The sequence below is a fragment of the Gilvimarinus agarilyticus genome, assembly GCF_000832015.1.
GTDB lineage: Bacteria > Pseudomonadota > Gammaproteobacteria > Pseudomonadales > Cellvibrionaceae > Gilvimarinus > Gilvimarinus agarilyticus.
This window is the reverse complement of the sequence record NZ_JXCJ01000001.1, coordinates 541,017-563,175: the sequence shown is the minus strand read 5'-3', so window position 1 is coordinate 563,175 and position 22,159 is coordinate 541,017. Positions and strand designations below refer to the sequence as shown.

23 protein-coding genes are annotated in these 22,159 nt (G+C 51.3%); 18 read left to right on the top strand and 5 right to left on the bottom strand.

Annotation, left to right across the window (positions count from 1 at the left end; genetic code table 11):
• Positions 1 to 38 precede the first annotated feature (38 nt).
• The 3 genes from recF to dnaA all read right to left on the bottom strand — a co-directional run bounded on the left by recF (position 39) and on the right by dnaA (position 3,774).
• Positions 39 to 1,133, bottom strand: a complete 1,095-nt coding sequence (gene recF, locus SD69_RS02550; protein WP_041521951.1) for a DNA replication/repair protein RecF — start codon at positions 1,131 to 1,133, stop codon at positions 39 to 41.
• Positions 1,134 to 1,166: 33 nt separating this feature from the next.
• Positions 1,167 to 2,273 (bottom strand): DNA polymerase III subunit beta, encoded by a 1,107-nt coding sequence (gene dnaN, locus SD69_RS02545; protein WP_041521950.1) that lies wholly within the window; start codon positions 2,271 to 2,273, stop codon positions 1,167 to 1,169.
• 94 nt (positions 2,274 to 2,367) lie between these two features.
• Complete coding sequence (gene dnaA / locus SD69_RS02540; RefSeq protein WP_232301237.1) at positions 2,368 to 3,774, bottom strand: chromosomal replication initiator protein DnaA; 1,407 nt, start codon at positions 3,772 to 3,774, stop codon at positions 2,368 to 2,370.
• Positions 3,775 to 4,196: 422 nt separating this feature from the next.
• On the opposite strand from dnaA, the gene rpmH reads away from it, so the two are divergent.
• From rpmH to mnmE, 5 genes are all read left to right on the top strand, one after another.
• Positions 4,197 to 4,331: a 50S ribosomal protein L34 gene (gene rpmH, locus SD69_RS02535; protein ID WP_041521949.1), complete on the top strand. Its 135-nt coding sequence runs from the start codon at positions 4,197 to 4,199 to the stop codon at positions 4,329 to 4,331.
• A gap of 137 nt (positions 4,332 to 4,468) precedes the next feature.
• On the top strand, positions 4,469 to 4,858 hold the full coding sequence (gene rnpA, locus SD69_RS02530; RefSeq protein WP_084591465.1) for a ribonuclease P protein component: 390 nt from the start codon (positions 4,469 to 4,471) through the stop codon (positions 4,856 to 4,858).
• Positions 4,855 to 5,106, top strand: coding sequence for a membrane protein insertion efficiency factor YidD (gene yidD / locus SD69_RS02525; protein ID WP_041521948.1), 252 nt, complete (start codon positions 4,855 to 4,857; stop codon positions 5,104 to 5,106). The genes rnpA and yidD overlap by 4 nt, the downstream gene beginning before the upstream one ends.
• A 4-nt stretch (positions 5,107 to 5,110) precedes the next feature.
• Positions 5,111 to 6,772, top strand: coding sequence for a membrane protein insertase YidC (yidC, locus tag SD69_RS02520; protein WP_041524360.1), 1,662 nt, complete (start codon positions 5,111 to 5,113; stop codon positions 6,770 to 6,772).
• 2 nt (positions 6,773 to 6,774) lie between these two features.
• Positions 6,775 to 8,133: a tRNA uridine-5-carboxymethylaminomethyl(34) synthesis GTPase MnmE gene (gene mnmE / locus SD69_RS02515; RefSeq protein WP_041521947.1), complete on the top strand. Its 1,359-nt coding sequence runs from the start codon at positions 6,775 to 6,777 to the stop codon at positions 8,131 to 8,133.
• A 24-nt stretch (positions 8,134 to 8,157) separates the two neighbouring features.
• Here mnmE and SD69_RS02510 read toward each other — a convergent pair whose 3' ends face one another.
• Together SD69_RS02510 and SD69_RS02505 are read right to left on the bottom strand one after the other, a co-directional pair.
• The gene (locus tag SD69_RS02510) at positions 8,158 to 8,661 is read right to left on the bottom strand and encodes a helix-turn-helix domain-containing protein (RefSeq protein ID WP_041521946.1); all 504 of its coding nucleotides are present in this window, start codon (positions 8,659 to 8,661) and stop codon (positions 8,158 to 8,160) included.
• A 110-nt stretch (positions 8,662 to 8,771) separates the two neighbouring features.
• Positions 8,772 to 9,620 (bottom strand): fructosamine kinase family protein, encoded by an 849-nt coding sequence (locus SD69_RS02505; RefSeq protein ID WP_041524359.1) that lies wholly within the window; start codon positions 9,618 to 9,620, stop codon positions 8,772 to 8,774.
• A gap of 616 nt (positions 9,621 to 10,236) precedes the next feature.
• Here SD69_RS02505 and mnmG point away from each other — a divergent pair.
• From mnmG to SD69_RS02440, 13 genes are all read left to right on the top strand, one after another.
• Positions 10,237 to 12,132, top strand: a complete 1,896-nt coding sequence (gene mnmG, locus SD69_RS02500; RefSeq protein ID WP_041521945.1) for a tRNA uridine-5-carboxymethylaminomethyl(34) synthesis enzyme MnmG — start codon at positions 10,237 to 10,239, stop codon at positions 12,130 to 12,132.
• The gene (gene rsmG, locus SD69_RS02495) at positions 12,132 to 12,770 is read left to right on the top strand and encodes a 16S rRNA (guanine(527)-N(7))-methyltransferase RsmG (RefSeq protein ID WP_041521944.1); all 639 of its coding nucleotides are present in this window, start codon (positions 12,132 to 12,134) and stop codon (positions 12,768 to 12,770) included. The genes mnmG and rsmG overlap by 1 nt, the downstream gene beginning before the upstream one ends.
• A 73-nt stretch (positions 12,771 to 12,843) precedes the next feature.
• A complete protein-coding gene (locus SD69_RS02490; protein WP_041521943.1) occupies positions 12,844 to 13,656 on the top strand; it encodes a ParA family protein in 813 nt (270 codons plus the stop codon).
• A gap of 34 nt (positions 13,657 to 13,690) precedes the next feature.
• On the top strand, positions 13,691 to 14,587 hold the full coding sequence (locus SD69_RS02485; protein ID WP_041521942.1) for a ParB/RepB/Spo0J family partition protein: 897 nt from the start codon (positions 13,691 to 13,693) through the stop codon (positions 14,585 to 14,587).
• 323 nt (positions 14,588 to 14,910) lie between these two features.
• Complete coding sequence (locus SD69_RS17940) at positions 14,911 to 15,330, top strand: ATP synthase subunit I (RefSeq protein WP_052480829.1); 420 nt, start codon at positions 14,911 to 14,913, stop codon at positions 15,328 to 15,330.
• 35 nt (positions 15,331 to 15,365) lie between these two features.
• Positions 15,366 to 16,310: a F0F1 ATP synthase subunit A gene (atpB, locus tag SD69_RS02475; protein WP_041521941.1), complete on the top strand. Its 945-nt coding sequence runs from the start codon at positions 15,366 to 15,368 to the stop codon at positions 16,308 to 16,310.
• Between the two features lie 45 nt (positions 16,311 to 16,355).
• The gene (gene atpE, locus SD69_RS02470; protein WP_020208604.1) at positions 16,356 to 16,592 is read left to right on the top strand and encodes a F0F1 ATP synthase subunit C; all 237 of its coding nucleotides are present in this window, start codon (positions 16,356 to 16,358) and stop codon (positions 16,590 to 16,592) included.
• A gap of 50 nt (positions 16,593 to 16,642) precedes the next feature.
• Positions 16,643 to 17,113: a F0F1 ATP synthase subunit B gene (locus SD69_RS02465; protein ID WP_041521940.1), complete on the top strand. Its 471-nt coding sequence runs from the start codon at positions 16,643 to 16,645 to the stop codon at positions 17,111 to 17,113.
• Between the two features lie 12 nt (positions 17,114 to 17,125).
• Complete coding sequence (locus SD69_RS02460) at positions 17,126 to 17,662, top strand: F0F1 ATP synthase subunit delta (RefSeq protein ID WP_041521939.1); 537 nt, start codon at positions 17,126 to 17,128, stop codon at positions 17,660 to 17,662.
• 16 nt (positions 17,663 to 17,678) lie between these two features.
• Complete coding sequence (gene atpA, locus SD69_RS02455) at positions 17,679 to 19,223, top strand: F0F1 ATP synthase subunit alpha (protein ID WP_041521938.1); 1,545 nt, start codon at positions 17,679 to 17,681, stop codon at positions 19,221 to 19,223.
• 52 nt (positions 19,224 to 19,275) lie between these two features.
• Positions 19,276 to 20,142, top strand: coding sequence for a F0F1 ATP synthase subunit gamma (atpG, locus tag SD69_RS02450; protein WP_041521937.1), 867 nt, complete (start codon positions 19,276 to 19,278; stop codon positions 20,140 to 20,142).
• Between the two features lie 73 nt (positions 20,143 to 20,215).
• Positions 20,216 to 21,595 (top strand): F0F1 ATP synthase subunit beta, encoded by a 1,380-nt coding sequence (gene atpD / locus SD69_RS02445; RefSeq protein ID WP_041521936.1) that lies wholly within the window; start codon positions 20,216 to 20,218, stop codon positions 21,593 to 21,595.
• Between the two features lie 45 nt (positions 21,596 to 21,640).
• Complete coding sequence (locus tag SD69_RS02440; protein WP_041521935.1) at positions 21,641 to 22,066, top strand: F0F1 ATP synthase subunit epsilon; 426 nt, start codon at positions 21,641 to 21,643, stop codon at positions 22,064 to 22,066.
• The last annotated feature ends 93 nt before the right edge of the window (positions 22,067 to 22,159 follow it).

Below are 22,159 nucleotides of genomic sequence, written 5' to 3'. Positions count from 1 at the left end.
TTATTCGTTTAGCCGGCGCTATACCTGCGCGAGCTTGGTTATTCCTGTCCTATAATCTTGCCGTGTTCCACGTGGAACAGTTTGATATCTCGTTCTGGCTTATTCAGCCAAGGTGCTAACAAAGCCGCTTGCTCTACTCCGGTGACAAAAACCTGAGTATTTAAGCGATCAAGCCAGTCCACCAACAACTGACGGTGGTGCTCATCTAGCTCTGCCGGCAAATCGTCGACCATATAAATACACTGACGGCCTGTGAGCTTAGCAAAGACAACCCCTTGCGTTATCTTCATAGCGCAAACTAAAAGCTTTTGTTGACCGCGCGAGAGTACATCGGCTGCGGCATGGCCCTTGATGCGAATCCGAATATCAGCGCGATGAATCCCGGCGCCGGTATACCCCAAGCGGCTATCGCGCTCGAAGGTATCCACCAGTACCTCAGGGTAAGCTTTGTCTTTATCCCACCCTCTATATAGGCTTAGAGTCAAACCATCAGCCATGACGAACTCGTCGATCAACTGATGAAACACTTCGCTAAAGGCGGCAAACGCCTTCGCACGCATCTGTGAGATCTGCTCGCTTATTGCGATAAGCTCTCGCTCCCACACGTGCAGCTCTGAGCCCTCTATTCTATCACGCCGGAGGATACTATTCCGTTGTTTTAAACAGCGCTGTGAAGCCTTCCAGGCAGCAAAGAAGCTTGGTTCCACGTGGAACACTAACCAGTCGAGAAATTGTCGACGAACACTGGGGCTCCCCTCCAACAACAGGAATGCATCAGAGTTGATTACCTGTAATGGCAAAAGAGCGGCCAACTCAGCCAAAGATGATACCAACTGACCATGAGCCTTAAAGGCAGAGTCGCCGTCGCGTGAACGAGATACGCCCAGCGGGATTTCACCACTTACGTCAGCCACGCGACCAAACACCGTCATGTCGGGCTGCCGCTCATTAATCAGGGCTTTAATTTTAGGGCCTCGAAACGATCGACCAAGAGACAACACGTGGATAGCCTCGAGAATGGAGGTTTTACCCGAACCATTTTGGCCATAAATAAGATTGACGTCTGAGGAGGGCTGGATGTCGACCGAGGTAAGATTACGTAGATTCTGGACAACCAGCCGCTGAAGGGACATACAAAGCAGAGTAGTTAAATGACTAAAGCGCCCTTACAGGCGCATTGGCATTACAACGTAAAGCGAATCACCATCGTCGACAGGCTCCTCCAGCAAGGCACTGCTGTTGGCGTCAGACAAAGTGATTTTTATGGTGTCACTGTCAATTACATTAGCAACATCCGTTAGGTAGCTAACGTTAAAACCTACTTCGAGTGAGTTGCCGCTGTAGTCGACGGTTAACTGCTCTTCGGCCTCTTCCTGCTCAGGGTTATTGGCCACTATCGTTAACTGACCGTCCTCGAGCAATAAGCGCACACCACGGTACTTTTCATTGGATAGAATGGCGGTGCGCGAAAACGCTTGCTTTAACTCAGTACGGGAGCCAAATACGATCTTATCGCCACCGCGGGGCAGTACTCGCTCATAGTCGGGGAACTTGCCGTCAACCAGTTTCGAGGTAAAGGTATAGTCCTCAGAGGTAACCCGTACGTGGTTGGCGCTTAAGGTAATATCAACCAAGTCTTCGACGTCGCCCATTAAACGAGACAATTCCAGCACACCTTTACGCGGTAAAATCGCCTGAATGGTATCGGCGGTATTAACGCCCACAGCCCGGGTACACATCGCCATCCGGTGACCATCGGTCGCCACCACACGCAGCTGATCTTGCTTAACTTCCCAAAGCATGCCATTTAGGTAATAGCGCACATCCTGTTGCGCCATGGCAAAGGCCGTGCGCTCAATCAGGCGCTTCACTTCGCGTTGCTGACAACTAAACTGTAGGTCACTGGGGCCATCTTCAACGTTAGGAAAATCCGTGGCCGGTAAGGTCGACAGCGTAAAGCGGCTGCGGCCGCTTTTAAGCAGAACCCTGCCCTCTTCTTCAACCAACTCGATATCCGCATCGTCAGGCAAAGATCGCACAATATCGACAAACTTCCGCGCAGGTACAGTAATCTCACCATCGACACCTGGGCTTTCAAGCTCTACTCGCCCGACAATCTCCACCTCAAGGTCAGTGCCCGTCAGCGACAAGCGGCTTCCCTCTAGCACCAGCAATACGTTAGATAAAACTGGTAATGTCTGGCGGCGCTCCACCACACCAGATACCAGTTGCAGGGGTTTTAATAAAGCCTCGCGGGATACGACAAGTTTCATGTGCTGGTCTCTTCGTCTGGTCCATTTTGCTGAGTAACTGGCAACCTAGAATCAATCTGGTCGCTCCTTGGGAGCTCGTAACTGCCCTAACGGGTTAGGTTGTTAGCGAGCGCAACAGATTCTTTAAATCTTCGCGGATGTCCGCATCTTCTTCTTCTAGCTCTTTGATTTTTCGGCAAGCGTGCAACACGGTTGTATGGTCGCGGCCGCCAAAGGCATCGCCAATTTCCGGCAAGCTGTGGTTGGTTAATTGCTTGGCCAACGCCATCGCTACCTGGCGAGGACGCGCCACCGAGCGGGAGCGCCGCTTAGAGAGCATATCGCCAATTTTAATCTTGTAATACTCACCCACCACACGCTGAATATTCTCGATGCTCACCTGCTTGTCCTGTAGCGCGAGTAGGTCTTTAAGCGCCTCCCGAACCAGCTCGACATCTATCGGCCTACCCGTGAAGTGAGCGCTTGCTATCACTCTTTTCAGTGCACCTTCAAGCTCCCGGACGTTGGAACGAATACGTTGAGCAATAAAAAAAGCCGCATCATGGGGCAAGTCGACCGCCACCTGTGCCGCTTTTTTCATTAAAATAGCCACCCGCATCTCGAGCTCCGGTGGCTCTACCGCAACCGTTAACCCCCAACCAAAACGAGATTTAAGCCGTTCTTCTAATCCATTAATTTCTTTCGGGTAGCGGTCACAAGTCAGAATAATCTGTTGCCCACCTTCTAACAAGGAGTTAAAGGTATGAAAGAACTCCTCCTGCGAGCGCTCTTTACCGGCAAAAAACTGAATATCATCAATTAACAGCGCATCCACCGAGCGGTAGTAGCGTTTAAAGTCATTAATAGCGTTTAACTGTAGCGCTTTTACCATGTCGGCGACAAAGCGCTCTGAGTGCAGATAAATGACCTTAGCGTTAGGGTTTTTATTAATTAAGGCATTACCCACCGCCTGCATCAAGTGGGTTTTACCCAACCCCACGCCGCCGTAAATAAACAGTGGGTTGTAAGCGCCACCTGGGTTTTCTGATACCTGACGGGCTGCAGCCAACCCCAATTGGTTAGATTTACCTTCGACAAAGCTGTTAAAGGTAAAACCACGATTGAGGTTGTCTTTATGCTTGAGCCCTCCTTCTACGCCAGAATCCGTCTCTGGTGCAGGGCTGGGAGCAGGTTTAGGGGCTGGAGGAGGCGCCACAGGTCGCTCACTGTTAGCGCCGACATTCGATGTATGCGACTGCCTGACAGGAGCCGCTGGGCTAGGTGCCGGGCGGCTCGTGCGAGGGGCCGTTCTGGCACCCACACCCACCTCGATCGAAAACTCAGGACCATCTTGATAGTGCTTGGCAAGCTCAGTAATACGCTCTAAGAACTTCTCGCACACCCAGTCACACACAAAACGATTGGGCGCCAACAAACGAAGACGATCGGCCTCAGCCTCCTCATCGATTTTGAGTGGGCGTATCCAGGTATTAAATTGTTGCGAGGGAAGCTCCTCACGCAAACTGGACACACAATAATTCCACACCGAATGCGGCAAAATACGACCCCCAACAAGCCAATTTATTCTAAATAAACGAAAGCCGGGTAGTGTACCGCCCACACTAAAAGTTATCCACACCCTGAGTTAATTATTTTTGCCAACGACACGAAGGCGCTCTTTATATCCAATAGATGTTTGATAAAAAAAGCAAAAAAACCTCCAAGCCTTGATTTTATTACCCTAGTGCCGAATACACCATCTGTGGATAAACCTGTTAACAAAGTATTTATAAGCTGGACACAAGCTCTGCAAACTTACAAACGAACATAAATTAAACACTTTGTTTGGATAACGATTGATTTAAGTTTCAGATTTATATAAAATCGCGCCTCTTTTCGCACCCAGTGTGAGTATTTGAACAAGGTAATCGGTAGGTTAGCCCCATGAAAAGAACATTTCAGCCCAGCGTATTGAAGCGCGCACGCGCTCACGGTTTCCGCTCTCGTATGGCCACCAAAAACGGTCGTGCCGTACTAGCCCGCCGTCGTGCCAAAGGCCGTAAAAGCTTAGCAGTTTAAGCTTTTCGCTACGCGTGTGACCGTAAAGGGCACCGCTATAGCTTCTTTGTAAGAGCGCTTTATCATCTTACAAAGGTCTATAGCGGTGCCCTTTGCTGTTTGTGCCTATCTACTTTGACCGCCTGAGGCAATCACCTGTGAGCAGTTACGGTTTCCCTAAAGCCCTGCGACTACTAAAGTCCGCTGACTTTCAGGCAGTGTTTGCCAATGCTCCGTTTCGTGCCTCCCACCAACACCTTTTAATACTCTCGCGCGCTAATGGCCTCGCCCACGCACGTCTGGGTCTTATTATCGCTAAAAAGAACATCCGGCTGGCCGTCGGCCGCAACCGCGTCAAGCGCCAGATTCGCGAAAGTTTTCGTAAGCACCAGCAACAATTGCATGGCTTAGATGTTATTGTACTGGCTCGCCGGGGGCTGGATGAATGCGATAATAGTGCGATCGAAAAGATGCTGGCTAAACAATGGCAACGCATCGCGCGTAAGCGGGATCAAGCAAACACTAAACCGCCGGAGCAGACCCAGTGAGCTGGCTGGCGATTAAGCTTATTCACGCCTATCGCTACTTATTAAGCCCTTGGGTGGGTAATCAGTGCCGCTTTTATCCTACCTGCTCACACTATAGCGAAGAGGCTATTAATCGATTTGGCTTTATTAAAGGGGTTTATTTAACTCTGTGCCGACTTTTAAAATGCCACCCTTGGCACCCGGGCGGCTTCGACCCTGTACCTGACAACAAACTAACTCAATCGCAGACGACAAATGGCAAACATTAATAAGATGGACTGGCAAAAGAACTTGTTACTCGCGGCCATGGCGGCCGTGGTTATTATGCTCATAATGCGCTGGGATGACTTTGAGCAATCCCGCGCCCCAGCCGAGCCAGTGGCAACCAATAACAGTGCGGGCAGCTCTATTCCCAGTGCACTGGAATCTAACGCCGGCGATGTGCCGACACTCGCCTCGGCAGATAATCAAGCGCCAAGCGAGCCTGCCGCGCCAAGCCAGCAAGCCGTGACGGTGGTAACCGATTCTCTCGAGGTCAGTATTAATACCCTGGGCGGCGATATTACCCGTGTCGCGCTACCGCGCCACTACGCACATATCGACACCCCCGATCAGCCTTTTGTGCTTATTCACAGCAATACCGGCCAAACCTATAGCGTACAAAGCGGGCTGGTGGGACAAAATGGTACCGATAGCGCCAAAGGCCGCCCTACCTTTAACTCAGCTGAAAATCACTATGTGCTGCAAGAGGGGCAAGACACGCTGGCGGTAGATCTTACCCTTGAGCAAAACGGTGTCGCCATTACTAAACGCTTCACCTTTCACCGGGGTGAGTACCGTGTCGATCTCGACTACCTAATCAACAACACCAGCGATGCTCCCTGGCAAGCCAGTGTGTACGGGCAAATTAAACGCGACAGCCACGAGCCCGACTCGGATACCGGTATTGGTATGAAGCCATTTGTCGGCGCCGCGCTTACTACCAATGACGAACGCTACAAAAAGTTCGACTTTGATGACCTGCAGGAGAAAACCTTTACCACCCAAATTGAAGGTGGCTGGGTGTCGATGGTGCAACACTACTTTATTAGCGCCTGGATCCCCAACGCCGAGTCGCAAAACAACTTCTTTTTACGTCAGCAGGGCAGCAACGACATTTACCTGTTGGGCTTTACCAGCGAAGCGGTCACTGTACCGGCAAACAGCCAGGGTAAGATACACTCACAGTTTTACGCCGGCCCCAAAGACACCACCAAACTTGAAGAAATTGCCCCCTACTTAGACCTCACCGTCGATTACGGCTGGCTGTGGTGGATGGCCAAGCCGTTGTTCAGTGTTCTGGACTATATTCACAGTTTAATCGGCAACTGGGGCTTATCAATTATTGCCCTGACAATTATTATTAAAGCAATCTTCTTTAAGCTGAGCGCCACCAGCTACCGCTCTATGGCGAGAATGCGTAAGCTCGCCCCAAAAATGAAAGAGCTCAAAGAGCGCTATGGCGACGACCGTCAAAAGATGTCGCAAGAGACCATGAAGCTCTACAAAACCGAAAAAGTGAACCCACTGGGCGGTTGTTTACCGATGCTGGTACAGATGCCCGTGTTCCTCGCCCTGTACTGGGTACTGATGGAGTCGGTTGAGCTGCGCCATACGCCCTTTTTGTGGATCCCGGACTTATCGGTTAAGGACCCTATCTTTGTGTTGCCGCTGCTGATGGGCTTCACGATGTGGCTCACCATGCGTTTAAGCCCAACTCCGCCCGACCCGATGCAAGCCAAAATCATGCAGTTTATGCCGGTCGTCTTTACCGCCATGTTCCTGTGGTTCCCGGCGGGCTTAGTACTGTACTGGGTAACCAACAACACCCTGTCGTTCTTGCAACAAATGTACATTACTAAACAGATCGACAAAGCGGACGCCGCGACCAACTAGCCATGTATGCCAGTAACGACACGATTGCCGCCATCGCTACCGCCCCCGGGCGTGGCGGTGTCGGCATTGTGCGTGTCTCCGGCCCACGGGCCGCGGATATTGCTCAGGCCCTAACCGGCCAGACACTGACTCCCCGCTACGCTCACTACCTACCGTTTGTTAATGCCGAAGGACTAGAAGTAGACCAGGGCATTGCGCTCTACTTTCCCGGCCCCCATTCTTTTACTGGCGAAGATGTATTCGAGCTACAAGGCCACGGCGGCCCTGTGGTACTGGGTTTGCTGCTAGAGGCCGTTAAGCACCACGGTGCCCGTTTGGCTAGGCCTGGCGAATTCTCCGAGCGGGCATTTTTAAACGATAAGCTCGATCTGGCGCAGGCTGAGGCTATCGCCGATTTAATTGAGGCCAGCTCTGAACAAGCCGCGCGCAACGCCTTAAGCTCCCTGCAAGGGGTGTTCTCCGATCAGGTGCACGCCTTAGTAGAGTCGCTGATTGCACTGCGTATCTACGTAGAGGCCGCCATCGACTTCCCAGAAGAAGAAATCGACTTTCTCAGCGACGGCAAAGTACAGGGCGACTTAAACGCAATTATCCAGGAGCTCGACGCCCTGATTATCAGGGCAAAACAAGGGCAGCTGGTGCGTGACGGGATGCGTGTAGTCATTGCCGGAAAACCCAATGCCGGTAAATCCAGCCTGCTGAACGCTTTGGTAGAGCGCGAAAGTGCCATTGTTACCGACATTGCCGGCACGACACGGGATGTGCTGAAAGAGCACATCCATATCGACGGGATGCCACTGCACATCATCGATACCGCGGGCCTAAGAGAGGCCTCAGACGCGGTAGAGAAAATCGGTATCGAGCGGGCCTGGGCCGAAATCGATCAGGCGGACCGCATCATTCTGTTGATAGACGCCCAAGAGGCCATTGAGCACCCCGACTGGCAACCGGAAAACGTCTGGCCCGAGTTTACCGAGCGCTTACAGCACTCAGATAAAGTCAGCGTGGTCTACAACAAAGTGGATTTGGTTAGTAAAACAGAGCTGCCACAAGCAAGTGTGAAAATCAGTGCCAAAACCGGTGTGGGAATCGACACCTTAAAAGAACATCTTAAGTCCTGTATGGGCTATCAAAGTACCACCGAAGGCACCTTTACCGCACGCCAGCGCCACCTGGATGCCCTCTCTGCAGCCGCCAACTGCCTAACCCAGGGCGCCGAGCAGCTAACCCTTCACGCCGCCGGCGAGCTACTGGCCGAGGACTTACGCGATGCGCAAAATCAACTGTCGGAAATCACCGGCGAATTTACCCCAGATGACTTATTAGGGCGGATCTTCTCGTCTTTTTGTATCGGAAAATAACAAATCCATAGCAACTAAGCTCTGCTAAAGCTTGCGCCCTAAACGCTTCTCAACTTGTCGCTTCTCCCACCCGGGGCCAAAAACATTAAAGCACTCAAAAGCGTTTAGTCCTTGCAGCAGCAGCCCTACCCCCCAGCCGATTGCAGGCCACCAAGCCCAAATGTAACCCGGGGACGTCATCCAGTTAATCACAAACAAAAACGGGATAATGACGCAGTAGGTTAATACGCACGTATAAAATGCCTTTACCTCACGGACGCACTCGATCGCCTGCTGTTCTTCCAGGTCAACCTGTGTGGCTTCCCGGGAGGTCTCTGTATGCTGATTAGCGGTGGATTCCATGTCACTGTCCTCTATGTTCCATTGGCTGGCATCAACGTCAAATACCGAAGCGAGCGCATTGCGCGATTCGAGCGACGGTGTTTGACCGCGCTCAATACGCGAGATCGTACGAATACTCAGCCCGGTTAGCTCGGCCAGTTGCTCTTGTGACCAACCTTTTTGCAGTCGCAACTTACGTACGTTCATGTTCGCTCTCCCTCGGAATACCCTACAGTGACAAAAAACACCTGAGAGGGTAACGCCAACGACCGGACAAAAACCGGACACCTATTAAAAATCAACCACTTACAACACAGTTACGCCAGTAGGCTGGCTACCGTGGACTCCACCGAGTTGCGATAACTATCGCCAAACAAATTAAAATGGTTGAGTAAGTGATATAAATTATAGAGTGGTTCACGCTCTTGCCAACCATCTGGCAATGGCCATGCCTCGCGATAACTTTGATAAAACCCGTGACCAAAACCGCCAAATACCAGAGTAAAGGCCAGGTCTGTTTCCCGGTCGCCGTAATAACAAGCGGGGTCAAATAAAACCGGCTGCCCATCCTGCAAAAACCCCTTGTTGCCACCCCATAGGTCGCCGTGCAATAGCGAGGCGGGTGGCTGATGCCCACCCAATAGGCGGTCGCTAAAGTGTTTCAAGCGCTGAGTATCAACCACCACTCCCCTATTGCGTGTAGCTTGCTCAAGTTGCGGTGCTAGCCGATTGTGCCACCAAAAATCTGCCCAATTGTCGCCCCAGGTGTTTTGCTGAGGGGAGCCTCCTATATAGTTGTTATAGTCCAGCCCGTAGTGTTCAGCGCTTACTCGATGTAGGTCGGCTAACTGGCGCCCCAGAGCTTGCTCATCGCCAGCGGCAACTAACGACACATACTCTAATACCAATACACCTTTGCCATTAAGCTGGCTAAACCCGATGACCGCTGGCGTTATTATCTCAGCTCTCGCCATCAACTTGAGGTTCTGCGCCTCTACCTCCAGCAGTTCCACGGTGTCATCTACCTTAATAAAGTAGCGTTTGCCCTGTGAGTTATTCACCACAAAGCTCTGACTTGTATCACCGCCGGCCCTCAATTCTGGCTTAGACGGGGTCAAATTTAAGCCAAAATGACCCTCGATTGCCTGAATTAGCTCGCTGTTCATCAATATCTCACCTTTTTTAAAAAAAGTTGCCATCCCTTAACGGTTAACAAATCCCCCCAGAAACCCAGTTTAACGACCAACCGGTAAGTTATCCCAACCACCTGAATAAGGTTATCCACAACGGAGCCCCACCAAAAAGGGCTAACTTACGAGTGTTATCCACATTTGTTCACAGGTTTATCCCATAACTAGTTGTTTTACTGTGTTTTTTGCTTAAATTTCCATCACTATTTAGCAAAACCCTGTGTAGGGTTCGGGAAAAAGCTGGAGAGCGAATTGGGGATAACTGGAGATTTCAGAATTCAGTGGATAAGCCGCTGTTTCATGCCCAGCTTAATCACCGGGTTCTGTCAGTTTATCAGCAGAGGTTAAGGGTAGTTATTATTCACCTACTCTATTGTTTTTATTGTTTAAAATTGGGTTTTCCACAGAATTATCCGCCCCTATTAATTACTATAAGTTTAATCCTTTATACATATCTCTATATATAAATAATTATTTAATAAGTTTAATTACTTAAATATGTTCGTTTAAACATTGAACATGTTTTGTACAACTGCCTTAAGCACTCTATAATGTGCGCCCTTTTTCACCTGCGGCAGTTACGAGGCATTAAATGAACTTTCCAGAGCGTTTTGACGTTATTGTCGTCGGCGGCGGTCATGCGGGTACTGAAGCCTGTCTGGCTTCGGCGCGCATGGGCTGCCGAACCCTATTGTTAACGCACAATGTTGAAACGTTAGGCCAAATGTCCTGCAACCCCGCTATTGGGGGGATCGGTAAAAGCCATTTGGTTAAAGAGATCGATGCGCTGGGCGGCGCAATGGCGCTGGCCACCGACGCCGGGGGCATTCAGTTTCGGGTACTGAATGCCCGTAAGGGCCCTGCCGTGCGGGCCACTCGGGCTCAGGCTGACCGAGTGTTGTACAAGGCGGCGATTCGCAACACTCTGGAAAACCAACCCAATCTGTGGATTTTTCAACAGGCGGTAGATGATTTAATTGTCGAGCAAGATCAGGTGCGCGGCGCCGTTACGCAAATGGGGTTGAAGTTTTTTGCCGACCAGGTCGTGCTTACCACCGGCACGTTTCTGGGTGGTTTGATTCATATTGGTATGCAAAACCACAGTGGCGGCCGTGCCGGAGACCCGCCCGCGCAAGCGCTGGCCCAGCGGTTGCGCGAATACCCTCTGCGGGTAGACCGCCTAAAAACCGGTACCCCGCCACGTATCGATGCCAAAACCGTCGACTTTAGCGAGTTGCAAGAGCAGTGGGGCGATGAGCCCCGCCCGGTGATGTCCGTACGCGGCAATCGCCAGATGCAGCCGCGTCAGGTGTGCTGCTGGATTACCCATACCAACGAGCAAACCCACGACATCATTCGCGGCGGGTTGGATCGCTCGCCCATGTACTCGGGGGTTATCGAGGGGATCGGTCCGCGTTACTGTCCGTCGATTGAAGATAAAATCCATCGCTTTGCCGACAAACCCAGCCATCAGGTGTTTATTGAGCCCGAGGGGCTAACTACTCACGAGCTTTACCCCAACGGTATCTCCACAAGTTTGCCGTTTGACGTGCAAATGAACCTGGTGCGCTCGATTAAAGGCTTTGAGAACGCCCATATCATGCGCCCTGGCTACGCTATCGAATACGATTATTTTAACCCGCAGGATCTTAAGTATTCGCTGGAAACCAAAGTCATCGGCGGCTTGTATTTTGCCGGGCAAATCAATGGCACAACCGGTTACGAAGAGGCCGGTGCTCAGGGCCTGCTGGCTGGGTTGAATGCCGCCCGCCGCGCTCGCGAGCAAGAGGCCTGGTGCCCGAGACGCGACGAGGCCTACATTGGGGTGTTAGTGGATGACCTGATTACCATGGGCACCCGCGAGCCCTACCGGATGTTCACTAGCCGGGCCGAATATCGCTTACTGCTGCGTGAAGATAACGCCGATATGCGCTTGACGGAAACCGGCCGTGAACTGGGTTTGATTGATGACGATCACTGGCAGGCGTTTTGTGACAAGCGCGAAGCGGTTACGCTCGAGCGTCAGCGCCTGAAAGACACCTGGGTGCAGGCTGGCTCCGCCGCCGCGCAACAGCTTGAGGGCAAGGTAAAGTCCAACCTAACCCGGGAGTACAGCTTATTTGATTTACTTAAGCGTCCCGAACTTGGCTATCGCGATATTGCGGGTTTAGCGGGGGATGTTGCGGTGAGCGAGGCGGTGGCCGAACAAATTGAGATCGATGCCAAATACTCGGGTTACATCAGCCGCCAGCAAGAAGAGATTGATCGCCTGCGCGCCCACGAGAACACATGCTTTCCCGAGGATTTTGACTTTAACGCGGTAGAGGGATTATCCAACGAGGTGAAGCAAAAGCTCAGCGACGCCCGCCCCGAAACGCTCGCCCGAGCCCAGCGTATTCCCGGTGTTACCCCGGCGGCGGTATCGCTGCTGTTGGTGTACTTAAAAAAACGCGGTTTACTTAAACGCGAGCAAGCTAAGGCGAGTTAATGGCACATCGAGAACAGCACCGGCGCCAGCTGTGCGCCGGTATTCAGAGTTTAGGTCTGACGTTATCAGACGTTCAAATCGATCAACTGCTGGACTACATTGCCGAATTTGCCAAGTGGAACCGCGCTTACAATTTGTCGGCCGTGCGCAACATTGACGATATGATTGTGCGCCATTTGCTCGACTCGTTGGCGGTGGTGCCCCATGTGAGCGGGCAACGCTTGATCGATGTAGGTACCGGCGGGGGCTTGCCCGGCATCCCTCTGGCCATTTGCTACCCAGATAAGCAATTTACCCTGCTCGACAGCAACGGCAAAAAAACCCGTTTTATATTTCACGTTAAAACCCAGCTGGGGCTCGCCAATGTCACGGTCGAGAACTGCCGGGTAGAAACTCTGCAGCCGGCCGAACTGTTTGACGGTGTGATCAGTCGCGCGTTTGCCAGCCTTGCGGATATGACTCGCTGGTGTCAGCATCTTGTGGCCGACGACGGTTTGTTTTTTGCCATGAAGGGGCAGTTTCCTGAGCAAGAGCTAGCGGCCATTGCCGAGCACTATTGTTTGCGGCAGCGAATTGATTTGCAGGTGCCCGGAGAAGCCGGCGAGCGCCACTTGCTGCTATTGGCGCGCGCGGTTTAAATTACCCGACGGCTTGCCCACACGGGGCAACTGCCACACAATAAGCGCCTCACCAAATCAGAAGGATAACGACTTGACTAAGATCTACGCTGTTGCCAATCAAAAAGGCGGAGTGGGTAAAACCACCACTTGCGTGAACTTGGCCGCCTCCTTGGTGGCCACCAAAAAGCGCGTGCTGTTGGTAGATCTCGATCCCCAGGGCAATGCCACTATGGGCAGCGGGGTTGATAAGTCTGAGGTCGAGCTAAGCGTATACGATGTGTTGACCGATCGTGCGCCAATTGCCGACTGCCTTGTGTTATCCGAGAGTGGCCAGTTTCAGGTGTTACCGGCCAACGGCGATTTAACCGCTGCCGAAGTAGAGATGTTGTCTTTGCCCAACAAGGAGCGGCGGCTGGATAAGGCGCTAGCCGAGGTGAAAGATCAATTTGATTACATCGTGATCGATTGCCCCCCCTCGCTTAACATGCTCACGCTTAATGGCTTGGCCGCCTGTCACGGTGTCATTATCCCCATGCAGTGTGAGTATTACGCGCTTGAAGGGCTGTCGGCATTGGTGGGCACCATCAACCAGATTCACGATGTGCTAAACCCCGCCCTAAAAATCGAGGGAATTTTGCGCACCATGTACGATCCGCGCAACAGCCTGACCAATGATGTCTCGGCGCAACTGCATCAGCACTTTGGCGATCGGGTGTATCGCACCTGCATCCCGCGCAACGTACGTTTGGCCGAGGCGCCCAGCTACGGTCAGCCGGTGATGGTGTATGACCGGCAGTCCAAGGGGGCTATCGCCTACCTAGCGCTGGCTGGTGAAATTATTCGCCGCAACGAACAGTCGGCCGTGGCCGGTGATGAACCCCTTAACTCTCAGGTGACGCAATAAGCATCGCTCCGTGGTAAAAAAACAGGTTTAACCTATGGCAGGAAAACGAAAAGGATTGGGCAAGGGGCTGGATGCACTTTTGGGAGCTGGCGTCACAATCCCACCCTCTGAGGACGGTGTAAGTGAAGCGGATGCCCGCGAAGCGCTGGACGGTAAGTTAATGCGCCTGCCGGTCGAGTTAATCTCCCGGGGTAAATACCAACCGCGCCGCGACATGCACCCAGAGGCGCTGGAAGAGCTGGCCGACTCAATCAAAGCCCAGGGAGTCATGCAGCCGATTGTGGTACGCCTGATCGGTGAAGATAAATACGAGATTATCGCAGGTGAGCGCCGTTGGCGCGCCACACAGCTTGCCGGTCTGGATAAAATCCCCGCCGTAGTTCGCGATGTGCCCGATGAAGCGGCTATTGCCATGGCGCTGATCGAGAACATCCAGCGTGAAGACCTCAACCCCATCGAAGAGGCCATGGCGCTCAAGCGTTTGCAGGATGAATTTGAGCTGACTCACCAAGAGGTGGCTCAGGCGGTGGGTAAATCGCGCACCACAGTCACCAACTTGTTGCGTCTGATTGCGCTGGACGACGAAGTCAAAAAGCTGCTGGAGCACGGGGATCTGGAGATGGGCCATGCCCGAGCCATCTTGTCACTGGCGGCCGAGCAACAACGTGAGGTGGCGCGGCAGATCGTCGGCAAGGGTTTGACGGTGCGCCAGGCCGAGGCCTTGGTGCGCAAAATCCAGGATGAGAAAAACCGCGACTCAAATGTCGCTCCTGTCGTGGTGTCGGCGGATATCACCCGGCTGCAAAACCAGTTATCAGAAACCCTGGGAGCGGGTGTCGCTATTCAACACGGCGCTAAGGGCAAAGGTAAACTGGTGATTAGCTACAACAACCTTGATGAGCTTGACGGTATTCTCGCCCATATCAAGTAGCCTTTTGCGGCGCGATTGATCTGCGTCATTTGTCCACCTTAACTTTTGCGCCATACCCTGCTAGGATTTGGCCTCGATTAATTGGGGTTATCCACAGGTGTGGGTTGGCTAGGTTAAGATTTGTTAAGTAAACCTGACGCCATATGCCCAAATACGGGGCGAAACCCCCTGAGTTGGTCGATAATGGCGCGGTTGCTGTTGAAAGGTTTGTGATAAAACCCCTATAATGCGGCGGCTTTGCGGCTGATCTGTAAGTTGCCGTAAAGCAATTAGCGGCGAAAATCGACCAAGCCTCCTTGCTGAGGCTGACATAGAGAGAATCGATGCCTAGGGCTCGCCGTCAAACATCGGCTGTTATCACCACGCTTCCGGTATTTAAACGACTGGTTATCCTGTGGATTACGCTGATTGTTATTAGCGGTGCCGTGCTCATTTGGCATTCGCTGTGGGGGATTTCTTTACTCTGGGGATTTTCCGTGTGTCTGGTTCCGGCAATCGTCTTTGCCAGGTTTGCTGGACAGATTCGTGGCGCTTGGGGCATACGCCAAAGTGTTAATCGCTTTTACAGCGCCGAATCAGCCAAATTAATACTGACCGCTGTATTGTTTGCAGTGGTTTTTACCCGGGATGTCGCAATCAGCATACCGGTTTTTTTATGCGCGTTTGTGACAGCACAGATTGCGCAGTTGATTGTAACCGCGGCGAGTATTCGTCAGCGCAAAGGCCAGCCTAAAGCTGGTTAATACACACGCTTACTACACAAGTTGAGAGATAGCAGATGGCAGCGGACGGTAACGCACCTACGACCACCGAATATATCCAGCACCACTTGACCAACTGGACCTACGGTAAACTACCCGCCGGCACCTATTGTGATGGCAAAAGTGTGCAGGAGACTACAGGTTGGACTGTGGCTCACTGCTCTGAAGAAATGTCCGCAATGGGCTTTAACGCCATCCACCTCGACTCAATGCTTTGGTCGATTGGCTTAGGTCTTATCTTTCTTGCATTGTTCCGCTGGGGGGCCAAGCGAGCTCACTCAGGTGTACCTACCGGCATGCTCAATTTTGTAGAGGCTCTGGTAGAGTTTATCGACAAAACGGTAAAAGACGCGTTTCAGTACCGCAGCCGCTTTGTGGCCCCGCTAGCCTTGACTATTTTTGTCTGGGTATTTTTGATGAACCTCATGGATCTGATCCCTGTGGATTTAATACCGCAGCTGGCAGCCTGGGTGTCTGGCGATCCGCACTTTTACTTTAAAATCGTACCCACAACCGATCCGAACGTAACCTTGGGTATGGGTTTTACCGTGTTTTTCCTGATGATTATGTTCAGCATCCGCGAGAAAGGGTTTATTGGCTTTGTTAAAGAGCTGACTTTCCATCCCTTCCACCCGCCAACTAAGGGTGTGGGCTTAATCTTTGCTCCTATCATCATTCTCATTAACTTTGCGCTCGAGTCGGTAACCCTGTTGGCGCGCCCTATTTCTCTGGGCTTGCGACTGTTCGGTAACCTCTACGCAGGTGAGATGATCTTTATTCTGATTGCCACCATGTTTGGTGCTGGTCTGATTCTTGGCCTATTTGCTGGTGTATTGCAGCTGGGCTGGGCGCTGTTCCACATTATTGTGATTACTCTTCAAGCGTTTGTGTTTATGGTTCTTACCATTGTTTATATGGCAATGGCGTTCCACAACGACGATGAAGATCAGTTTACGCATTAATTTTTTAACTTTACTTTTTATCTTTAAAAATCGAGGAGATATACCATGGGTTTAGCACTGATTGCTGTTGCGCTGTTGATTGGTTTGGGCGCGTTGGGTACCGCCATCGGCTTCGCCATTTTGGGTGGCAAGTTGTTGGAAGGTTCTGCCCGTCAGCCTGAGCTTGCTCCAATGTTGCAAGGCAAAATGTTCCTGATCGCTGGTCTGCTTGACGCCGTGCCAATGATCGGTGTGGGTATTGCTATGTACATTCTGTTCGTTACCGTACCGGGCTTAGCGTAAGCTACCGCTCTTTTTAACGCACAGAAACTTCCCATAACAGAGGTGTCGGCGTGAACCTTAATTTAACTATTATTGGACAGTCCATTACGTTCGTTGTCTTTGTGCTTATTTGCATGAAGTACATCTGGCCGTTAATTATTGCGGCCATGGCTGAGCGTCAAAAGAAAATTGCCGATGGTCTGGCCGCAGCGGATCGTGCAAGTAAAGATCTAGAGCTGGCTCAGGAAAAAGCAAAACATGCTTTGCGTGATGCTAAAACCGAAGCTGCCAGTATTCTGGATTCTGCCAATAAGCGCGCGACTCAGATTGTGGAAGAAGCAAAAGAGCAAGCCCGCGAAGAAGGTAACCGTATTAAAGCGGCTACCCAAGCTGAAGTAGAGCAAGAAGTGAACCGCGCTAAAGAACAGCTGCGCTCACAAGTGGCTACGTTAGCTTTCGTTGGTGCTGAGAAAGTGCTTGAGTCTTCTGTTGACCAGTCTGCGCACAAAGACATGATCGACAAACTGGCTGCCAGTTTGTAAGCGAGGTGAATTGTGGCTGAACTGATTACCCTCGCAAGACCCTATGCCAAGGCAGCGTTCGCGTTTGCCCGTGACAAGGGTGAGCTTGCGAGCTGGGCAACACAACTGAAAACCCTGGCTATTGTTAGCGGTTACGACAAAGTGTCGCAGCTTGTTTCCTCCCCTGCTCTTACTCCAGAGCAACAGGCCGCTACGTTGGTAGAGGTATGTGGTGAGGAACTGAGCCCGAACGTTAAAAACTTTGTTGAGCTGTTGGCAGAAAACAAACGCTTGGCATTGTTGCCCGAGGTGTTCACCCTTTTTGATGCGCTGAAAACCGCCGAAGAGCAAGCTGTCAACGTAGAGCTGACAACTGCCTTTGAATTGGATGATGCCAGCCAGCAAAAACTAGCGGATGCTCTCAGMGCCAAATTGGCGCGCAAAGTTAAGGTCAGCACGGCAGTAGATTCAAAACTGCTCGCTGGCGTGGTTATCAAGGCAGGTGATTTAGTCATCGACGGCTCCATGCGCGGTCGGTTAGAGAAACTCGCCAAAGCAATCAATTCGTAGGATTGAGGAATAAAGCATGCAGCAGCTGAATCCATCCGAGATTAGCGAAATTATTAAGCAGCGCATCGAGAAACTCGATGTGTCTTCCGAGTCCAGCAATCAGGGCACGGTAGTATCTGTATCTGACGGTATTGTTCGTATTAACGGCCTGATGGACGTTATGTACGGGGAAATGATCGAGTTTGAAGGTGGCGTTTACGGTATGGCGCTTAACCTCGAGCAAGACTCAGTGGGCGCCGTAATTTTGGGCGACTACTTCAGCATTGCCGAAGGACAAACCTGTAAGTGTACTGGCCGTATTCTGGAAGTGCCGGTTGGCCCGGAACTCGAAGGCCGAGTGGTTGACGCCCTGGGTAACCCCATCGATGGCAAAGGCCCTATCGACGCAAAAGAAACCGACGCAATCGAAAAAGTTGCCCCCGGTGTTATTTGGCGTCAATCGGTTGATGAGCCGGTACAGATTGGCCTGAAAGCGGTTGATGCAATGGTACCAATCGGTCGCGGTCAGCGTGAGTTGATTATTGGTGACCGTCAAATCGGTAAATCTGCCATTGCGGTAGACGCCATCATCAACCAGAAAGACTCTGGCATTAAGTGTATTTACGTTGCTATTGGCCAAAAAGCTTCTTCGATTGCGGCAGTTGTGCGCAAACTTGAAGAGCACGGCGCCATGGAACATACCGTTGTGGTTGCCGCAACGGCCTCTGATCCAGCGTCCATGCAGTTTTTGGCCCCGTTTGCCGGTTGTACTATTGGTGAGTACTACCGCGATCGCGGCCAGGACGCACTGATTATTTATGATGACCTGACCAAGCAAGCTTGGGCTTATCGTCAAATCTCATTGTTGCTACGTCGTCCCCCAGGCCGTGAAGCCTACCCAGGTGACGTTTTCTACTTGCATTCGCGTCTGCTTGAGCGTGCCGCTCGTGTAAACCCTGAGTACGTAGAAAAGCAAACCAACGGTGAAGTAAAAGGCAAAACCGGTTCGTTGACCGCTCTGCCGATTATTGAAACCCAAGGTGGTGACGTATCGGCGTTCGTACCGACTAACGTTATTTCGATTACCGACGGTCAGATCTTCCTCGAAGCTGACATGTTCAACTCGGGCATTCGTCCGGCGATGAACGCCGGTGTATCGGTATCTCGTGTGGGTGGTTCAGCGCAGTCTAAAATCATCAAAAAGCTATCAGGTGGTATTCGTACCGCATTGGCTCAGTACCGTGAGCTGGCAGCATTTGCCCAGTTTGCCTCTGATCTGGATGACGCTACTAAAGCTCAGCTAGAGCACGGTGAGCGCGTAACCGAGCTGATGAAGCAGAAGCAATACTCACCCATGAGCATCTCGCAAATGGGCTTGGTTTTGTACTGTGCTAACGAAGGCTACTTAAAAGACGTAGAGACCAAAAAGGTTTTGGACTTTGAATCTGCCCTGCTCGCTTACGCGGCATCAGAGCACGGTGAGTTGATGGATAGCATCAACAAATCGGGCGATTGGAATGGCGATTTAGAAGCTCAATTTAAAGCCTTGGTTGATAAGTTTAAGTCTAGCCAAACCTGGTAAGTTGGTGGTGCGCTGTGCGCACCACCTTTGAAGATATCTTGAGGGCCGAGTAATGGCAGGCGCAAAAGAAATTCGCACACAGATTTCGAGCATCAAGAGCACGCAAAAAATTACCAGCGCGATGGAAATGGTCGCTGCGAGTAAAATGCGTAAAGCTCAAGAGCGCATGCAGTTAGGTAAACCTTATACCTCGCGGATGCGCTCTGTAATCGGGCATTTGGCTAACGCCAACCCCGAGTACACGCACACCTTTATGAAACAACGCGAGGTAAAGCGCGTTGGCTTTATTGTGGTGTCTACAGATCGTGGTTTGTGTGGTGGCTTGAACACAAATATGTTCAAAGCAGCTCTACAATCAATGCAAAGCTACAGCGCGCAAGGCAACAGTATCGACTTGTGTTTAATTGGCGCTAAAGCCACTGCATTTTTTAATCGCTTTGGCGGTAATATTGTCGCGAGCACGCGAGATATTGGTGAAGCACCTAGCGTTACCGACTTAATTGGTAGCGTAAAGGTGATGCTGGACGCTTACGCCGACAACCAGATTGATAAGCTTTATCTAGTGAGCAACGAGTTTGTTAACGCGATGACTCAAAGCCCACAAGTACAACAGTTGCTGCCGCTAGAGGCCAATGATGATAAAGAACTTCAACATCATTGGGATTACCTGTACGAGCCAGACGCTGAAGAATTGTTAGATGGCTTACTGACTCGCTACATTGAGTCGCAAGTTTATCAGGCCGTGGTCGAAAATAGCGCGTGTGAGCAAGCAGCTCGTATGATTGCTATGAAGAGCGCTACCGATAACGCTGGCGATATGATCGACGATCTGCAGCTTGTGTATAACAAAGCGCGTCAGGCGGCGATTACTCAAGAGCTTTCAGAAATTGTTGGTGGTGCTGCTGCTGTTTCTTCGTAACAGCCAGCCTTACACAGAAAGAATTTTAGCTTAAACCTTCAGGCAACTAGCCTGGAATAAAGAGGAACCGGAAATGAGTAGCGGACGTATCGTACAGATTATCGGCGCTGTAATTGATGTGGAATTTCCACGCGATGAAGTGCCACAAATTTATGATGCACTGACCATCACCGAAAAAAATCTGACTTTGGAAGTGCAGCAGCAATTAGGTGACGGTGTGGTACGCACCATTGCACTAGGCTCCTCTGAAGGTCTTCGTCGTGGTTTGAGTGTCGACAACACCAAAGATGCTATTAATGTACCCGTGGGTAAAGAAACCCTGGGCCGCATTATGGATGTATTGGGTAACCCAATCGATGAGGCTGGCCCCATTGGTGAGCAAGAGCGGATGAAAATTCACCGCGAAGCGCCTGCCTACGCCGAGCTTGCCGCATCTAGCGAATTGCTGGAAACCGGTATTAAAGTTATCGACTTGGTATGTCCATTCGCCAAGGGTGGTAAAGTTGGCCTGTTTGGTGGTGCCGGTGTTGGTAAAACCGTAAACATGATGGAGCTGATCAACAACATCGCTAAAGAGCACAGTGGTTTATCTGTGTTTGCCGGTGTGGGTGAGCGTACTCGTGAAGGTAACGACTTCTACTACGAGATGAAAGAGTCCAATGTTTTGGACAAAGTTGCCATGGTTTACGGCCAGATGAACGAGCCACCGGGTAACCGTCTGCGCGTTGCACTGACTGGTCTGACAATGGCCGAGAAATTCCGTGATGAAGGTAAAGACGTACTTTTCTTCGTCGATAACATCTATCGTTATACCCTTGCGGGTACCGAGGTATCGGCTCTGTTAGGTCGTATGCCATCGGCGGTAGGTTATCAGCCAACACTGGCTGAAGAGATGGGTGTACTGCAAGAGCGTATTACCTCGACTAAGACTGGCTCTATTACGTCTATTCAGGCCGTTTACGTACCTGCGGATGACTTGACCGATCCATCGCCAGCAACCACCTTTGCTCACTTGGATTCTACCGTTACCCTGAGCCGTGACATCGCCTCTAAAGGTATTTACCCAGCGGTTGATCCTCTGGATTCTACCTCGCGTCAGCTCGACCCATTAATTATTGGTCAAGAGCATTACGACGTTGCCCGTGGCGTACAGATGGTACTGCAGCGTTACAAAGAGTTGAAAGACATCATCGCTATTTTGGGTATGGATGAGCTGTCTGAAGAAGATAAGCAATCGGTAGCCCGTGCGCGTAAGATCGAGCGTTTCTTGTCACAGCCTTTCCATGTTGCGGAAGTATTTACCGGCTCTCCTGGTACTTACGTATCGCTGAAAGAAACCATCCGTGGTTTCCAGGGCATCCTGAGCGGCGAGTATGATCACCTGCCAGAGCAGGCGTTCTACATGGTCGGTACGATCGACGAAGCGATCGAAAAAGCCGAAAAAATGAAGTAATTGGGTCGCGGCTTCGGCCGCCCCTTCAAGCTTAAGAGGCAGATTATGGCAATGACTATACATTGCGATATCGTCAGTGCAGAGAGTGAGATTTTCTCCGGGTTAGTAGAGCTGGTTGTAGCTACTGGCTCTTTGGGTGATCTCGGCATTACCTACGGTCACGCGCCTTTGCTGACAGGTCTTGCACCAGGCCCGATTCGCCTGAAAAAACAGGGCGGAGAAGAGGAAGTGTATTACGTATCAGGTGGCTACTTAGAGGTTCAGCCAAACCTTGTCACTATATTGGCCGACACCGCTTTGCGCGCCGGCGATATGGATGAGGCCGCCGCTGAAACTGCTAAGAAAGAAGCCGCCGCTAAGCTGTTGAGTCAATCCGGTGAAATTGATTACTCAAAAGCTGCGATTCAGCTGGCCGAAGCTTCAGCACAGCTACGCGCACTTCAGGCAATTCGACGCAACGCACGTAAATAGCCTGAACTTTTTGAGTCTCGGGTTGTTAAAAGGGTAGCTTTGGCTACCCTTTTTTGTTTGTATTGCGGTTTGCTGGTTACCGACAAAATGGAG

What these genes read in the sequence shown, in the direction of transcription:
- SD69_RS02440 (WP_041521935.1), top strand. Translation starts at nt 21,641, where the DNA reads ATGGCAATGACTATACATTGCGATATCGTCAGTGCAGAGAGTGAGATT.
- atpA (WP_041521938.1), top strand. Translation starts at nt 17,679, where the DNA reads ATGCAGCAGCTGAATCCATCCGAGATTAGCGAAATTATTAAGCAGCGC.
- mnmE (WP_041521947.1), top strand. Translation starts at nt 6,775, where the DNA reads ATGTATGCCAGTAACGACACGATTGCCGCCATCGCTACCGCCCCCGGG.
- rsmG (WP_041521944.1), top strand. Translation starts at nt 12,132, where the DNA reads ATGGCACATCGAGAACAGCACCGGCGCCAGCTGTGCGCCGGTATTCAG.
- recF (WP_041521951.1), bottom strand. Translation starts at nt 1,133, where the DNA reads ATGTCCCTTCAGCGGCTGGTTGTCCAGAATCTACGTAATCTTACCTCG.
- rpmH (WP_041521949.1), top strand. Translation starts at nt 4,197, where the DNA reads ATGAAAAGAACATTTCAGCCCAGCGTATTGAAGCGCGCACGCGCTCAC.
- yidC (WP_041524360.1), top strand. Translation starts at nt 5,111, where the DNA reads ATGGACTGGCAAAAGAACTTGTTACTCGCGGCCATGGCGGCCGTGGTT.
- atpE (WP_020208604.1), top strand. Translation starts at nt 16,356, where the DNA reads ATGGGTTTAGCACTGATTGCTGTTGCGCTGTTGATTGGTTTGGGCGCG.
- mnmG (WP_041521945.1), top strand. Translation starts at nt 10,237, where the DNA reads ATGAACTTTCCAGAGCGTTTTGACGTTATTGTCGTCGGCGGCGGTCAT.
- SD69_RS17940 (WP_052480829.1), top strand. Translation starts at nt 14,911, where the DNA reads ATGCCTAGGGCTCGCCGTCAAACATCGGCTGTTATCACCACGCTTCCG.
- SD69_RS02505 (WP_041524359.1), bottom strand. Translation starts at nt 9,620, where the DNA reads ATGAACAGCGAGCTAATTCAGGCAATCGAGGGTCATTTTGGCTTAAAT.
- SD69_RS02510 (WP_041521946.1), bottom strand. Translation starts at nt 8,661, where the DNA reads ATGAACGTACGTAAGTTGCGACTGCAAAAAGGTTGGTCACAAGAGCAA.
- atpD (WP_041521936.1), top strand. Translation starts at nt 20,216, where the DNA reads ATGAGTAGCGGACGTATCGTACAGATTATCGGCGCTGTAATTGATGTG.
- atpG (WP_041521937.1), top strand. Translation starts at nt 19,276, where the DNA reads ATGGCAGGCGCAAAAGAAATTCGCACACAGATTTCGAGCATCAAGAGC.
- atpB (WP_041521941.1), top strand. Translation starts at nt 15,366, where the DNA reads ATGGCAGCGGACGGTAACGCACCTACGACCACCGAATATATCCAGCAC.
- dnaN (WP_041521950.1), bottom strand. Translation starts at nt 2,273, where the DNA reads ATGAAACTTGTCGTATCCCGCGAGGCTTTATTAAAACCCCTGCAACTG.
- SD69_RS02485 (WP_041521942.1), top strand. Translation starts at nt 13,691, where the DNA reads ATGGCAGGAAAACGAAAAGGATTGGGCAAGGGGCTGGATGCACTTTTG.